Source organism: Leeuwenhoekiella aequorea (assembly GCF_004104375.1).
Classification (GTDB): Bacteria; Bacteroidota; Bacteroidia; order Flavobacteriales; family Flavobacteriaceae; genus Leeuwenhoekiella; species Leeuwenhoekiella aequorea.
In genome coordinates this window covers 309,878-324,748 of the sequence record NZ_QOVM01000004.1, presented here as the reverse complement: position 1 = coordinate 324,748, position 14,871 = coordinate 309,878, and the positions used below count along the sequence as shown (strand labels likewise).

Here is a 14,871-nt window from a genome sequence, read left to right as displayed (position 1 = left end):
CAAATTCATAATTACCAACTCGATTACAATATTTAAAACATTTACAGATTCAAACACTTTAAGTTGGTTTTGTTATGTTAGATGCAGCGGGTGGGGACCTGCTGTTTCGCTTTTATCCTGTGATATGGGATTTTATTAAATTTGTCGATAACCTCTGAAGTGATATTCTTCAGAGGTTTTCTTTTTCCTATAAAGATGAGATGCAAAGTAAAATTGTAATTTTAACCATAAATAATTCAGTATGGCTATTGCAAAACCTTTTAATCTAACAAAATGGGTAGAAGATAATCGAGATCTTCTTAAGCCTCCGGTAGGTAATAAAAATTTATATAAAGAGGCAGATGATTATATAGTGATGGTAGTTGCCGGGCCTAATGCACGCAAGGATTATCACTATAACGAGACCGAAGAATTATTTTACCAGCTAGAAGGGGAGATTGAAGTGCACATTCAAGAAAATGGAGAGAAGCGCACTATGAAGTTAGGTCCGGGAGATATGTATTTACATCCGGCAAAAGTGCCACATTCGCCAGTGAGAAAAGAAGGTTCTATTGGGCTTGTTATAGAACGCAAACGTATTGATTCAGATGGTAAAGATGGTTTGCTTTGGTTTTGTGATGCCTGCAATAATAAACTCTATGAAGTCTATTTTCCACTTAATGATATTGAGGTGGATTTTCTAAAACATTTCAAAGTATTTTATGCTAATGAAGAACTGCGCACCTGTTCTAATTGCGGAACCGTAATGGAGGTAGATCCGCGGTTTACGGTTTAAAAATTATTTATAATACTATTAAATGCGTCTCATTGGGGCGCATTTTTAATTTTATGAATCTTCTAATATTTAGGCGAGATACTTTTTTGATTTACTAACTTCGGAGAGATAAAACTTAATTATTAAGAAATATATAATAACATGGCAGAAGCTAATCTAAATAATGCGATTGAAGACAAGCTAAAAGCACTAGAAATAGCAACTAATAATGCAGGGACATCCACAGGTACACAATGGTATAATTCTGGAGCTTCATTTGTATCTAGCTCTCCGGTAGATGGTGCTGTAATTAGCAATGTAAATGAGACTACTTCTGAAGAATATGACCAGGTTGTAATTAAAGCACAGCAGGCCTTTAAAGAATGGAGAACTATGCCGGCCCCATTACGTGGCGATATTGTACGCCAATTTAATGATGAGCTGCGACGTTTAAAGGAGCCGTTAGGTAAACTAGTTTCTTATGAAATGGGAAAGAGTTTGCAAGAGGGACTAGGGGAAGTACAGGAGATGATAGATATCTGCGATTTCGCTGTAGGTCTATCTAGACAATTACACGGCCTCACTATGCATAGTGAACGTCCCGGTCATCGCATGTATGAGCAATACCATCCTTTGGGAATAGTAGGTATCATATCTGCATTTAATTTTCCAGTAGCAGTATGGGCGTGGAACAGTGCTCTGGCTTGGGTATGTGGAGATGTAACCATATGGAAACCTTCAGAAAAAACACCGCTTACTGGTATCGCGTGTCAAAAAATTGCAGCACGCATATTTGCAAAAAATAATTTGCCAGAAGGCATTTCGTGTCTTATAAATGGTGATTATAAAGTAGGTGAATTAATGACAAAAGATGAGCGTGTTCCTCTTATTTCTGCAACGGGATCTACCAGAATGGGAAAACAAGTTGCTCAAACAGTAGCTGGGCGCTTAGGAAAATCACTTCTAGAATTAGGCGGTAATAATGCTATTATTGTTACACCAGATTCAGATTTAAATATGACCGTTATAGGGGCTGTTTTTGGAGCTGTAGGAACAGCTGGTCAACGTTGTACCTCTACACGAAGACTTATTATTCACGAGAGTATTTATGAAGTGGTAAAAGAGTCTATTGTCAGGGCATATAATCAATTGCGCATAGGTAATCCTCTCGATGAAAATAATCATGTAGGACCTTTAATTGATAAGGAGGCAGTAAAAATGTATTTAGATGCACTCGAAAAGGTTGAAGCCCAAGGCGGAAAAATTCTGGTTGAAGGTGGCGTTCTTGAAGGAGAGTTATACAAGAGTGGATGCTATGTAAAACCAGCCATAGCTGAAGCTGAAAATCATTATGAAATTGTACAACATGAGACTTTTGCTCCTATACTTTATATGATGAAATATAGTGGTGGTGTTGAAAATGCGATAGAATTGCAAAATGGAGTGCGTCAAGGATTATCATCTGCAATTATGACCAATAATTTAAGAGAGGCAGAGCATTTTTTAAGCGTAGCAGGTAGTGATTGTGGGATTGCAAATGTAAATATTGGAACAAGTGGGGCCGAAATAGGTGGTGCCTTTGGCGGAGAAAAAGAAACGGGAGGCGGTCGTGAAAGCGGTTCTGATGCTTGGAAGGTGTATATGCGTCGTCAAACCAATACCATAAATTATACAACACAGTTACCTTTAGCACAGGGGATAAAATTTGATATCTAATTTATAAGCTGCCGCCAAAAAACTCACTTAAACAGGTGTTTATAACTAGTTTTCTGGCTGCAGACTTTTTGTAAGTATTAGAAAGTTTAATTTCTACCTTGCTCTTCAGGATATAGCTTATAAAGTGGATCACTTTGCCAAAACTGCTTAGTGTCAACATCTATTATAGACAAGCAACCTTTAAATGCAGCCCCTGTATCCACATTCCATACATTTGCCATTTTTGTGGGGTTTACCTCATTTATACGAGTAACCGGTGTATGACCTATATAAATCTCTTTGTGATGTTGTAGGCGTTTTGGATAAGCAGGATCTTCTGTGCTTAAACGTTTATCAAGAGCGACCGCCATTTCCCAAAAAGTACGATCCCAATAAAAAGCTGTTTTGTGATGCTCGTGCTCAGGCCCATTATGATTTTGAAAACCAGCATGCACAAACATGCGATTTTGATCATCTATATAGTAATCCTTTAAATTTTTAAAAAATTCGAGATGTGCTGTTTTCTGCTGATCATCTATTGATTCATAAGAAGTGATAGTTCCTCTACCGCCGTGATTGAGCCACAGATCATTAAGTTCATTTGTTCTTAGCCAATCATAAACCAGTTCATCGTGATTGCCTCTTATAAAAATGCAATTATGCTCTTTAGATAAGTTGATAAGAAATTCTACGGTTTGAGCGCTTTCGCTCCAGCCATCTACATAATCTCCTAAAAATACGAGTAAATCGTCTTTTGAGACCATTGCTTTTTGAAGTGCTTGTCGTAATCCTTTAAGGCCTCCATGGATGTCGCCTATTGCAAGTGTACGTACCATTAATTATATTTTACTTTTCTTAAAATGCGTAAATTTTCTTTATAAGCGTTATAAAGTTTACTATCATATTTACGTAAATGAGGATGTAAACTTTCTAGCTTTTCTAATGCCGACTCAAATCCATTTAAATAACAAATGAGATAAGTTGCCGGAAGATTGTAAAGGTCTTCTAATTCGCCTTTATTAAGAATTTTGTCAATTAAAACTTTGTTAAGAATAATCGTGTTGTTATTGTAAATATGGTGTAACAACTTGTGATCAAATTTAGGCGGCTCAAAAACCAAGTTGCGCTCGATATTGTAAGATCCATTTTCTTTAAAATGTATAGTAAGCTGTTCTAACGGGTAATATTTATAAGTATTTTGAATTCCTAGTAATACATATTCTAAAATCGAAAATTCATCTGTTGTCATAGTAATAGAAACTTCATCAAGAGCAGAATAAAACAAGCGTACTTGCTCATTAATAAGTTCTATATCTACGCGACTATAATAAACATTATCTTTTATTACCTTTTTTACACCCGCCCAGCATACCACAAACTGTTCTTTAAAAACGCGATAATCAGTAAATAGATCAGCATGTCTAACATTTATAAAATCGATAACGCCATCTAGTGTGTGTTCAATGCTATTATGAGAATGTTTTTCTATAGTTGCAACCACAGAACTATTTACATCAAACATCTCGCTGGTAAATGACTTAGGCATAGAGATGCTGCCGTCTCTAAAAAAGACTGTACCACCCCAATATTTCCAAATGTTCTTTTTAAGAGAGGTAAGTTTTTCTAACGGTTTTATAGTAACCAGACCCACAACCTTGTCTTGTGGTAAATGTGGAAATGGAATGTTTTCATAAGAAACATAAGGAGGGTTATTTAGATAGGCATTTATGAGGTTTTGTATTTTACTGTCATCAAAAAATGGAACTCCTACAATTTCATTTGTATTATCTTCAACGCCTATAACCAGATAGCTGTTGTTTTTAGGGTTTGAATTTGATAAAGCACAAATATGTTTTAAAAATTTACCCTTCCCTTCTTTATTGCCTATATCAACTTTACACTTTTTATCATAAAAACTATTCTCATCATTGTGTGCGAGTAGATTTTTAATAAGTAAGCGTTTATTAATCATTGGTTAAGTTATAATACCGTGCGTTATACCAACCAGTATGGTTATTTAAATTTTCAGAATTTACTAATTTGAACTCGCATTTCTCAATCTGCCGGGTTAAGTAATTGAAAAGAGTTATTTTTTATTTACCACAGTACTTGAAGCTTGATCCACACTCATAACTACAAGATCGGCTATATTTACATGATAAGGTCTGGTAACAACAAAATGAATAATTTCTGCTATATCTTGAGCTTGCAATGGCTTAAATCCTTTATAAACATTTGATGCTCTTTCTGAGTCACCTTTAAAGCGAACTTCACTAAATTCAGTCTCCACCATTCCTGGATGCACGGCACCCACGCGAATATTATAGCCGTTTAAATCGATACGCATTCCTTGATTTATTGCATCTACTGCATGTTTGCTAGCGCAATACACATTTCCTTTAGGATAAACCTCTTTAGCGGCAGTAGAACCTATATTTATAATATGACCACTATTTTGAGCGATCATTTTAGGAATGATCATATTACTTACATATAATAAACCTTTTACGTTTATATCAATCATAGCGTCCCAGTCCTCTGTGGTGCCATCTTGAATGGTATCTAGGCCGTGTGCATTACCAGCATTATTAATTAATATATCTATTTGCTGAAAAGCATCAGGCAACCCGGAAATGGCATCTGCTACAGCAGCTTTATCACGCACATCAAAAGATAAAGTATATACGTTTACATACTGTTTTAAATCTTCACCTAATTCTTGTAGTCTTTCCTCTCTGCGCCCACAAAGAATAAGGTTAATATTATTTGCCGCAAAGTATCTTGCTGTTGCTGCGCCAATACCGCTTGTTGCACCGGTTATCAAAGCTGTTTTAGTTGACATGTTTCTGTAATTAATGTGTTATAAAATTGGTGATTCATACGTTTAAATGCTACTAAAAATCTATTAATCTTAGATTCATTTATGCGTAGCTTTAGAAAACCATTTTGATTACAATCTAAAGATCATTTATATTTGAAATGCAATCAAAAAAGGATTGAATTTTTTTTGCAACATACTATGTAAAAAGCAGTCTCTATTAATACCCTTATCAAAGATGTATAAGCCTTTAGAATAAAGGGTTTAACGATAGCTTAACAAAATCATTAGCAATAAAAATTAACCTTGTAGGCCTTAGAGTCATATAAAAATAGCATACAAATTATGGAAAACACCACTGCATCTGTAGATATAGGAGCGCTTAATGAGAAGATAGAAAGAGAAAGTGCATTTGTCAAAATTCTTACGATAGAAATGAATAAAGTGATCGTAGGACAAAAGCACATGATAGAGCGTTTGCTTATAGGACTTTTAGGTCGCGGTCATATTTTGCTCGAAGGGGTTCCTGGTCTAGCAAAAACATTGGCAATTAATACGTTGTCGCAAGCAGTACACGGAAGCTTTAGCCGTATTCAGTTTACTCCAGATTTACTTCCGGCAGATGTTGTAGGTACTTTAATCTACAATATGAAACTGAATGATTTCAGTATAAAAAAAGGTCCAATCTTCGCAAATTTCGTACTTGCAGATGAGATTAACCGTGCACCTGCAAAAGTACAAAGTGCCCTGCTTGAGGCGATGCAAGAAAAGCAAGTAACCATAGGTGATGAGACTTTTAAACTCGATGCCCCATTTCTAGTTATGGCAACACAAAACCCGGTTGAGCAAGAAGGTACCTACCCACTTCCTGAAGCTCAGGTAGACCGTTTTATGCTTAAAACTGTTATTGATTATCCTAAGATCGAAGATGAGCAGTTGATCATACGTCAAAATCTAAAAGGATCTTACGAGAAAGTGAATCCCGTAGTGACTATTGAGCAAATATTACGCGCTCAAGGGGCTGTACGCGAGGTTTACATGGATGAGAAAATTGAAAAGTATATACTTGATATTGTATTTGCTACGCGATATCCTGAAAATTATAATTTAGCGGAGTTAAAGCCTCTAATAAGCTTTGGGTCTTCTCCTCGTGGTAGTATTAATCTAGCTACTGCTGCAAAATGTTATGCATTTATAAAAGGGCGTGGTTATGTGATACCAGAAGATGTACGCGCAGTTATACATGATGTATTGCGTCATCGTATAGGTATCACATATGAGGCTGAGGCAGAAAATGTAACTACAGAAGAAATCATTAATAAAATCGTTAATGAGATCGAAGTGCCATAGGCGCATTTATGATCTATGAATTAATGACACTGTGATTTGCTTTTGTAAAGCATAAAATTTTAAATGAATCGACTTTGAGTAAGATTTATAAATTACCAACGTATAATAGTTCCTTTGCAGGATAGAGGCTTATGGATACTAAAGAGCTTTTAAAGAAAGTACGTAAAATTGAGATCAAGACCAGAAGGTTATCTGATCACATTTTTGGTGGTGAATATCATTCCACTTTTAAAGGTCGGGGAATGACTTTTAGCGAGGTGCGCCAGTATCAATTTGGTGATGATGTGCGTAATATTGATTGGAATGTTACTGCGCGCTATAGTGAGCCTTATGTAAAAGTTTTTGAAGAAGAGCGCGAGTTGACAATGATGCTCGTTGCAGATGTGAGTGGTTCAGAATTTTTTGGTACAGATCAACAATTTAAATCTGAAATAGTTACTGAAATAGCTGCGACGCTAGCTTTTTCTGCGATGCAAAATAATGACAAAATAGGATTGATATTGTTTTCAGATGGTATTGAACTTTATATTCCGCCAAAAAAAGGAAAGTCCCATGTATTACGTATAATTCGTGAATTGCTAGAGTTTAAGCCTAAGAGTAAACAAACAGATGTGGCTCAAGCATTAAAATTTCTTTCAAGTGTTATGAAGAAAAAAGCTATCGTATTTGTGCTTTCAGATTTTATAGCAGATGGGTACAGAGATACGATGAAAATTGCAGCAAAGCGTCATGATATCACGGGAATACGCATTTATGATGAACGGGAAGAAGAAATTCCTAGTCTGGGAGTTGTTCAAATGGAAGATGAGGAAACCGGTGAGTTACTTTTAGTGAATACGACCTCTAAAACGGTACGTGCAAATTATTCTGCCTATTACAAAGAACGAGTTGCTTATTACAAAGAGAGCTTCACACGAAGTGGTGCTGGTGTAATTGACGTGCGTACAGACGAGAGTTATGTCAAAAAATTATTAGGTTATTTTAAACGAAGAGGATAAGAGAATAATGAGTAATAACCCCAATACATCCCTAGTTACTCCAAGGAGAATTATGGTAAGGAAATTAATTTTTCTTTTGCCGTTTATTCTGTTTTTTGGAGCATTACAAGCGCAACGGGTAAAAGCATCTATAGATAGTTCTACAATACGTATTGGTGAACAGATTACCTATGCATTTCAAGTTGAAGCTGATGCTAAAGATTTAGTCATATTTCCCGAAGGACAAACTTTTTCTCCGTTAGAAGTTATTGAATCTTATAAGATAGATACTTCATTTTCTGGAGCAAAAATGAACCTTATCAAGCGATATGGCCTAACCCAATTTGATAGCGGATCTTACACAATCCCGAGACAGCTTGTAACAATTAATCAGCAGCAATTTTATACAGATTCTATTGCTGTTGAGGTTAATAATGTGCAAGTAGATACCACAAAACAAGGTCTTTACGACATTAAGGATATTGTTGTTGTTGAGCCTGCCAGCAGCAAAGTATGGAACTATTTACTGTATTTTCTCCTAGTGGCTTTAATAATTGGCGTATTCCTTTACTTTATTATACGTAGAAATCGCAAAAAAGCAGAAGCTGAGCGTAAACTTCCGCCATTTGAGCAAGCATTGTTCTCGTTAAAAAAACTAGATGAGGAATATAGAGAGCCATCACGAGGTATAGATCAACATATAGTTACAAAAGCTTATTATTCAAAACTTACTGAAATAATAAGACGATATCTTGATGAAGAAGTGTATGACCGTTCTATGGAAAGTACTTCGGCAGAATTAATCGAGAAATTATTACAAGAAAAGCAACAGGGTAAAATAGATTTAAGCAAGGAGACCATCCTTAAATTGGATCAAATTTTAAAGCGTGCAGATCTTAGCAAATTTGCTCGAATGTCACCAGGAACGGGACAGACTGAAGCAGACCGTATTGTCGCTGAAGAGATTGTAAAAGAGACTAAAGAGGCTATCCCGGCACCATCAGAAGAGGAACTTATGCGTGACGCTGCCTATAGAGAAGCCCTGGCAAAACGTAGAAAACGCAGACTCATCATAACAAGCATTGTAGGTATTTTTACAATAGTTATTTTGGCTACCGGAGTTCTTGTCGCTGTAAAGGGGTTTGATTTTGTTAAGGATAATTTTATAGGTCATCCTTCAAAAGATTTGTTAGAAGGCGAATGGGTGCGTAGTGAATACGGTTACCCTCCTGTTATTATAAGTACTCCACGTATATTAGAACGTAATGAGATTCCTATTCCAGACTCCTTGCGCACGCAGATGGATATGAGCACCTTTACCTACGGAAGCTTAATTGACCAATTTTATATTGTGGTAAATAATACCAAATATGGAGGAGATCAAGAAGCCGACTTAGAAAAGGCAACACAAGGTTTTATAAGTACTTTAGAAGCGAGCGGTGCTAAAAATCTTCTTGTAAAAAGTGAAGAATATACAACCCCTGAAGGTACAAAAGGACTTCGCGTTTATGGATCAGGTGATTTTCCGGATGCTTTAAATTCAGACAAATACAGTCCGGGAGCATATGAGATGCTATTGTTTACTGCTCCGGGAGTATTGCAACAGATACTGGTAGCTTGGCGAGATGAAGATAAATATGCAGTAGAAATGGCGTCACGCATTATAAATTCTGTAGAATTACAAAAAACCGTACCTACCGATGTTAAGTAATTTTGAATTTCAAAATCCTGAGTTTTTCTGGGTACTGTTACTAATTCCTGTATTAGCGGTTTGGTACTTTTATAAGCGTAATAAGATAACAGCTCAGGTTAAAATCTCAAGTCTCAAAGGTTTTAAAACAGGCAGTGGCTTATTAGCCAGACTGCGACCTATTCTTTTTGTTTTGCGTCTGCTGGCAATTGCATTTATAATAACCGCATTGGCAAGACCACGCACAGTAGATGTTTCTACACGTACAAAAACCACTCGAGGTATAGATATTGCGATTGCGATAGATGTCTCTGCTAGTATGCTGGCAAAAGATTTAAAGCCTAATCGTTTAGAGGCGCTTAAAAATGTTGCGGCAGAATTTATTAGACAACGCCCTAATGATCGTATAGGCTTAATTGAATATGCAGGAGAAAGTTATACCCGTACACCTATCACAAGTGATAAAAGCATTGTTTTAAGTTCGTTAAACGATATACGCTACAGCAGTATTATTGAAGGAGGTACCGCCATAGGGATGGGACTTGCTACGTCGGTTAATAGGTTGAAAGATAGTAAAGCGGTAAGTAAAGTCATAATACTTATGACAGACGGTGTAAACAATGGAGGTTTTATCGAGCCCGTAACTGCTAGTGAACTGGCTCAAGAATTTGGTATAAAAGTTTATACCATAGGCTTAGGAACTAACGGAACAGCACTTTCGCCGGTTGCATTACGACCAGATGGTAGTTTTCAATACGGTAATATTCCGGTAGAAATTGATGAAAGTTTGCTAAAAGAAATCGCAGAAAAAACGGGCGGACTTTACTTTAGAGCGACAGATAATGAGTCTTTAGAAGAGATTTACGACGAGATAAATAAACTTGAAAAAACAGATGTTGAAGAATTTAAGTATACAAATTACGAAGAGATGTTTCGTCCGCTTGTTCTTTTAGCTGGTTTACTTCTACTCATTGAAGTAGTGCTTAGAAATACAATTTTTAGAAGTTTTATTTAGATTAATATAAATAGTAATAACAGTAATAGATAGCTTGTGTATTTACTAGAAGAAAAAATATGGTTTTGGGCATTGCTTACTATACCAGCGTTGGTAGTTCTTTATTTTGCGGTCACTTTATGGAAGCGAAGTGCACAAAAACGATTTGCAGCAAATAGAATTTTATTTAGTCAGTTGACACCTAATCGTTCTGTTTTCAAGCCGGTATTTAAGTTGGTGGTTTTATGTCTTGCCTTTGCGTGTCTAGTTATCGCTCTTGTAAATCCAAAAATTGGTACTAAGCTAGAAACGGTCAAGAGAGAAGGAGTAGATGTAGTTTTTGCGGTAGATGTATCAAAAAGTATGGATGCTGAAGATATAGCTCCCAGCCGAATTGATAAAGCAAAGCAACTCGTTTCTCAGGTCATAAACAATCTGGGTAGTGATCGCGTGGGTATTATCGCGTATGCAGGAAGTGCTTATCCACAACTACCTATTACTACAGATTATAGTAGTGCAAAGATGTTTTTAAACTCGATGAATACAGATATGTTATCGAGTCAGGGAACAGCTATTAAAGATGCTATTGAGCTCGCAAAAACCTACTATAATGATGAAGAACAAACTAATCGGGTTCTTGTAATTATTTCTGATGGTGAAGATCACGAGGGTGATGTAGCTTCAATTGCAGAATCTGCCGAAGAAGTAGGTATACGTATTTTTACGATAGGCGTAGGTACAGAAGCTGGAGAGCGAATACCTTTAAAGCGTAACGGTGTGGTACAGTCTTATAAAAAGGATCAAAATGGAGAAACCGTTATTACCAAGTTAGATCCGGCTATTTTACAAGAAATTGCGGCTTCAGCAAATGGAGAATATATAAATGGTAATAGTACCCAAGAGGTTGTTGACAAAATGGGTGCTGCTTTGAATCAAATGGATAAAAAACAATTTGAAGCTAAGCAGTTTGCAGACTTTAAGGATCAATTTCAGTGGTTTTTAGGTGCGGCATTATTGTTGCTTATTTTAGATGTTTTCTTATTGGAACGAAAAACAAGTTGGGTACGAAAGCTTAATTTATTTAATGAGAATACACCTAAGTCTTAAATGATTGATGATGATGAGTAATAGGTTTTTAAGTAGAATAGTGAGTTTAGGAATGGTTATATTCCTTAGCATAATATCTGTTTTCGCGCAAAGCGATAACCCAGATCCTGCTATTTTAGAAGCGCAGGACTTTGTTGCAGATGGTAATGAGAAATTTGTCTCTAAAGAGTTTACTGCGGCAGAATCATCGTATAGAAAAGCAGTAGCTAAAGATCCTGCAAACGTATCTGCTAAATATAATATGGGTAATAACTACTACCGAAATAAAAAGTATGCAGAAGGGATGACCCGATATATACAGGCGACAGAAGTAGCTCAGACAAAATCTGAAAAGCATCAGGCATTTCACAATTTAGGAAATGCTTTTTATCAGCAAAAAGATTATAAAAAGGCGGTTGAAGCCTATAAAAACGCGTTGCGTAACGATCCTACAGATGATGAAACACGTTACAATCTGGCTCTTGCAAAAAAAGAGGAAGAAAAGAACGGCGGCGGCGGAGGTGGCGACGACAAAGATGATAATAAGGATAAAGGCGACGAGAATAAAGACAAAGAAGGTGATGGTGATGATAAAGAAGGAGATGATGGTAAGCCTAAAGATTCTGATGATCAGGGAGATAAAAAAGATAAGGGTGATGAAAATAAAGATGAAAAAGGAAAGCCCGAAGATAAAGAGGGTGATAAGCCTAAAGATGGAAAAGACGGTGATAAACCTAAAGAACAGCCACAACCTCAACCCGGTCAAGGTCAACTATCTCCTCAGCAGGTTAAAAGTCTGTTAGAAGCTATGAAAAATGAGGAGAATAAGGTTCAAGATAAAATTAATGCACAAAAAGTAAAAGGGGCTAAAGTTAAAACGGATAAAGACTGGTAATCTTTCAGTATTTAAAAACGAATAATAGAGTCTTAATAGATAAAGCAGAAGTTAAAAATGAAGATGAAGCTAAAATTTTTGCTGATAATTTTCTTTGCAAGCTTTACCGCATGGTCTCAAGTAAAATTTGATGCTGTTGTAAGTAAAGAGACACTAGGTGTGAATGAACGCTTACGTGTAGATTTTGAAATGAATGAAGACGGAGACAACTTTAGACCTCCCAGTTTTCAAGGTTTTGTCGTGGTGGGTGGTCCTAATCAATCGATAAGTAAACAGTGGATAAATGGTAAATCAAGTTTCTCAAAAACTTTTTCCTATTTTTTACAGCCTAAAGCCACGGGAAAATTACAAATAGGTGCTGCCGAAATTGAAATTAACAATACGGTTTATAAGACGCTGCCTATTGAAATTACAGTAACAGGAGCGGTTGATCTTGATAGGGACCCTAATGATCCCATTAATGCAGCTGAAGATAATGTGCATCTCGTTGCTGAAGTTTCTAAAACAAATCCGTATTTAAACGAAGCGATAACTGTAGTTTATAAATTATACGTTTCTCGTGAAACAGCTGTAAATGGCTGGAATGAAATAGAAGCTCCTAAATTTGCTGATTTCTGGAGTCAAAGTATTGATGAAAAACAATTTAAAGTTTACGATGGTTCTTATAATGGCAAGCCTTATCGGTATGTTATATTAAGGCGTACTTTGTTATATCCTCAAAAAACAGGAGAGCTTAATATAGAATCGCTATCGCTTAATATTAATGTGGAAGCACCTACAAATAGGCGAGATATCTTCGGTATGCGAATTACAAGACCAGCTCAGATTACCGTTTCTGCTCCTAACAAAAAAATTAAGGTTAAAGAATTACCAGAAGCAGGAAAACCGGAAAATTTTACAGGCGCTGTGGGCAAGTTTGACTTTAGCGTGCAGGCGAGTAAGACCAAGCTAGATGCTCAAGATGCATTAGATTTAACACTTACTGCAAAGGGTAACGGAAATTTAAAACTTTTTAATCTTCCGAAGCCAACATTGCCAGGATCTTTAGAAGTTTACGAGCCAGAAAACTTGCAGGATGTAAGTGTCTCTTTAGCGGGTATGACGGGTAAAAATGAAGAGCGTTATACAATTGTGCCACAAAGCAAAGGAGCTTACCCAATACCACCTATACGTTTTTCTTATTTTGATCCTACTACTGAACGATATAATACGATAAGTAGTGATGAGATTGTTATAACAGTTGAGAATGGTCCAGATGCCTTGGCATCCAATGACAGCACTAATAACGGATCTCAAAAACCGGTTAGTCAATTTAAATATATTAAGTCTCAGGCAGATTTAGTTGCTCAAAATAAAGATGATTTTTTTGGAAGTAAATTATTTTGGGGATTGTTAATAACACCTTTGCTTCTTATTCCTTTAGCAATTCTGTTTGGTCGCAAGCGTGAAGCTTATCAAAATGATGTAAAAGGAAATAGATTGCGTAAAGCAGATAAGCTAGCTCGTAAATATTTAAGCGAAGCTAAAAACAACCTTGGTAATCAGAAAGCGTTTTACTTAGCTTTAGAAAAATCATTACATAATTTCTTAAAAGCTCGTTTAAATATACAGACGAGTGATATGAGTAAAGAGCGCATAAGTAGATTACTTCAAGAGCGTGGAGTAACAGTAACTACTACTGCAGAATTTTTAAAGTTACTTGAAAGCTGTGAGTTTGCACGCTATACACCGACTAGTAGTGTGGCTATGCAACAAGATTATGAAAATGCGAGTCGTGTAATTTCTGAAATTGATAAACAGTTATGAAAATGCAGCGTTTAAAATATAAATATCAGACAATAGTATTAGGTTGTTTGTTTGGATTCATGCTGGTGCAAAATGCTTTTTCTCAAGGTCCGGAGCAATTTTTTGAAGCAGGAAATTCAGAATACGCAAAGAATAATTTTGAAGCGGCAATAATGAATTATGAGAATGTTTTAGAATCTGGATATTCATCTGCAGCAGTGTATTATAATTTAGGAAATGCAAATTATAAGCTTAATCGCATTGCACCTAGTGTTTATAATTATGAAAAAGCACTTCTCCTAAAGCCAAATGATGCAGAGATTAAAAATAATCTGCAGTTTGCTCAGAATATGACTATTGATGCAATCACCCCATTGCCGCAAAATACCTTTAAAAAATGGTACAATCAGATTCTTGGTATTTTTACAATAGATGGATGGGCTACCGCTACAATCGTTTTGGTATTTTTATTTACATTAAGTTTTATACTGTATTTCTTTAATAAAGGAGTAGGCAGTAAAAGAATATTTTTTACAGTTGCTTTAGTATCTATTTTTCTAGCATTATTAAGCCTAACACTCACTTTTCAGGCCAAATCTAATGAGGCCAATAGAGAGTATGCTATTATATTTTCAGTAGAAACAGAACTTAAAAATGAGCCTAATAATAGCAGCGAACAGATAGTTGTTCTCCACGAAGGAACAAAAGTACGTGTTCTGGAAGAACAAGATGATTGGCGGCTGGTGCGACTTGCAGATGGCAAGGAAGGCTGGTTACCTAAAGTAGAAATAAAGATTCTTTAGATTTAATATTTAATTATCTTAAGT

13 protein-coding genes are annotated in these 14,871 nt (G+C 36.0%); 10 read left to right on the top strand and 3 right to left on the bottom strand.

Annotated elements, in window-relative coordinates; translation table 11 throughout:
• The first annotated feature begins 241 nt into the window (after positions 1–241).
• Both DSM00_RS11110 and amaB read left to right on the top strand, forming a co-directional pair.
• Positions 242–775 (top strand): 3-hydroxyanthranilate 3,4-dioxygenase, encoded by a 534-nt coding sequence (locus DSM00_RS11110; protein WP_128758081.1) that lies wholly within the window; start codon positions 242–244, stop codon positions 773–775.
• 141 nt (positions 776–916) lie between these two features.
• Positions 917–2,470, top strand: a complete 1,554-nt coding sequence (gene amaB / locus DSM00_RS11105; RefSeq protein ID WP_128758080.1) for an L-piperidine-6-carboxylate dehydrogenase — start codon at positions 917–919, stop codon at positions 2,468–2,470.
• An 86-nt stretch (positions 2,471–2,556) separates the two neighbouring features.
• Here the strand turns inward: amaB and DSM00_RS11100 are convergent, their stop codons facing one another.
• The 3 genes from DSM00_RS11100 to DSM00_RS11090 form a co-directional block, all read right to left on the bottom strand.
• Positions 2,557–3,285, bottom strand: coding sequence for a metallophosphoesterase (locus tag DSM00_RS11100; protein ID WP_128758079.1), 729 nt, complete (start codon positions 3,283–3,285; stop codon positions 2,557–2,559).
• Complete coding sequence (locus DSM00_RS11095; protein WP_128758078.1) at positions 3,285–4,421, bottom strand: ATP-binding protein; 1,137 nt, start codon at positions 4,419–4,421, stop codon at positions 3,285–3,287. Before DSM00_RS11095 ends, DSM00_RS11100 begins: the two co-directional genes overlap by 1 nt.
• 114 nt (positions 4,422–4,535) lie before the next feature.
• A complete protein-coding gene (locus DSM00_RS11090) occupies positions 4,536–5,291 on the bottom strand; it encodes an SDR family NAD(P)-dependent oxidoreductase (RefSeq protein WP_128758077.1) in 756 nt (251 codons plus the stop codon).
• A gap of 321 nt (positions 5,292–5,612) precedes the next feature.
• Between DSM00_RS11090 and DSM00_RS11085 the strand changes: the two genes are divergently transcribed.
• From DSM00_RS11085 to DSM00_RS11050, 8 genes are all read left to right on the top strand, one after another.
• Positions 5,613–6,617 carry an AAA family ATPase gene (locus DSM00_RS11085; protein ID WP_128758076.1) on the top strand — a complete coding sequence of 335 codons (1,005 nt, stop codon included), beginning with the start codon at positions 5,613–5,615 and terminating at the stop codon, positions 6,615–6,617.
• 131 nt (positions 6,618–6,748) lie between these two features.
• Entirely contained in the window at positions 6,749–7,615 is an 867-nt protein-coding gene (locus tag DSM00_RS11080; RefSeq protein ID WP_128758075.1) for a DUF58 domain-containing protein, read from the top strand.
• Between the two features lie 76 nt (positions 7,616–7,691).
• Positions 7,692–9,305, top strand: coding sequence for a hypothetical protein (locus DSM00_RS11075; RefSeq protein ID WP_241652405.1), 1,614 nt, complete (start codon positions 7,692–7,694; stop codon positions 9,303–9,305).
• Positions 9,295–10,299, top strand: coding sequence for a vWA domain-containing protein (locus DSM00_RS11070; protein ID WP_128758073.1), 1,005 nt, complete (start codon positions 9,295–9,297; stop codon positions 10,297–10,299). Before DSM00_RS11075 ends, DSM00_RS11070 begins: the two co-directional genes overlap by 11 nt.
• Positions 10,300–10,335: 36 nt before the next feature.
• The gene (locus tag DSM00_RS11065) at positions 10,336–11,385 is read left to right on the top strand and encodes a vWA domain-containing protein (protein WP_128758072.1); all 1,050 of its coding nucleotides are present in this window, start codon (positions 10,336–10,338) and stop codon (positions 11,383–11,385) included.
• A gap of 13 nt (positions 11,386–11,398) precedes the next feature.
• Positions 11,399–12,259, top strand: coding sequence for a tetratricopeptide repeat protein (locus DSM00_RS11060; RefSeq protein WP_128758071.1), 861 nt, complete (start codon positions 11,399–11,401; stop codon positions 12,257–12,259).
• Between the two features lie 57 nt (positions 12,260–12,316).
• On the top strand, positions 12,317–14,065 hold the full coding sequence (locus tag DSM00_RS11055) for a BatD family protein (protein ID WP_128758070.1): 1,749 nt from the start codon (positions 12,317–12,319) through the stop codon (positions 14,063–14,065).
• Positions 14,066–14,067: 2 nt separating this feature from the next.
• Complete coding sequence (locus DSM00_RS11050) at positions 14,068–14,847, top strand: tetratricopeptide repeat protein (protein WP_241652404.1); 780 nt, start codon at positions 14,068–14,070, stop codon at positions 14,845–14,847.
• The last annotated feature ends 24 nt before the right edge of the window (positions 14,848–14,871 follow it).

Excerpts from the sequence above, each read along its gene's own strand:
- DSM00_RS11110 (WP_128758081.1), top strand. The coding sequence starts at position 242 with ATGGCTATTGCAAAACCTTTTAATCTAACAAAATGGGTAGAAGATAAT.
- amaB (WP_128758080.1), top strand. The coding sequence starts at position 917 with ATGGCAGAAGCTAATCTAAATAATGCGATTGAAGACAAGCTAAAAGCA.
- DSM00_RS11100 (WP_128758079.1), bottom strand. The coding sequence starts at position 3,285 with ATGGTACGTACACTTGCAATAGGCGACATCCATGGAGGCCTTAAAGGA.
- DSM00_RS11095 (WP_128758078.1), bottom strand. The coding sequence starts at position 4,421 with ATGATTAATAAACGCTTACTTATTAAAAATCTACTCGCACACAATGAT.
- DSM00_RS11090 (WP_128758077.1), bottom strand. The coding sequence starts at position 5,291 with ATGTCAACTAAAACAGCTTTGATAACCGGTGCAACAAGCGGTATTGGC.
- DSM00_RS11085 (WP_128758076.1), top strand. The coding sequence starts at position 5,613 with ATGGAAAACACCACTGCATCTGTAGATATAGGAGCGCTTAATGAGAAG.
- DSM00_RS11080 (WP_128758075.1), top strand. The coding sequence starts at position 6,749 with ATGGATACTAAAGAGCTTTTAAAGAAAGTACGTAAAATTGAGATCAAG.
- DSM00_RS11070 (WP_128758073.1), top strand. The coding sequence starts at position 9,295 with ATGTTAAGTAATTTTGAATTTCAAAATCCTGAGTTTTTCTGGGTACTG.
- DSM00_RS11060 (WP_128758071.1), top strand. The coding sequence starts at position 11,399 with ATGAGTAATAGGTTTTTAAGTAGAATAGTGAGTTTAGGAATGGTTATA.
- DSM00_RS11055 (WP_128758070.1), top strand. The coding sequence starts at position 12,317 with ATGAAGATGAAGCTAAAATTTTTGCTGATAATTTTCTTTGCAAGCTTT.
- DSM00_RS11050 (WP_241652404.1), top strand. The coding sequence starts at position 14,068 with ATGCAGCGTTTAAAATATAAATATCAGACAATAGTATTAGGTTGTTTG.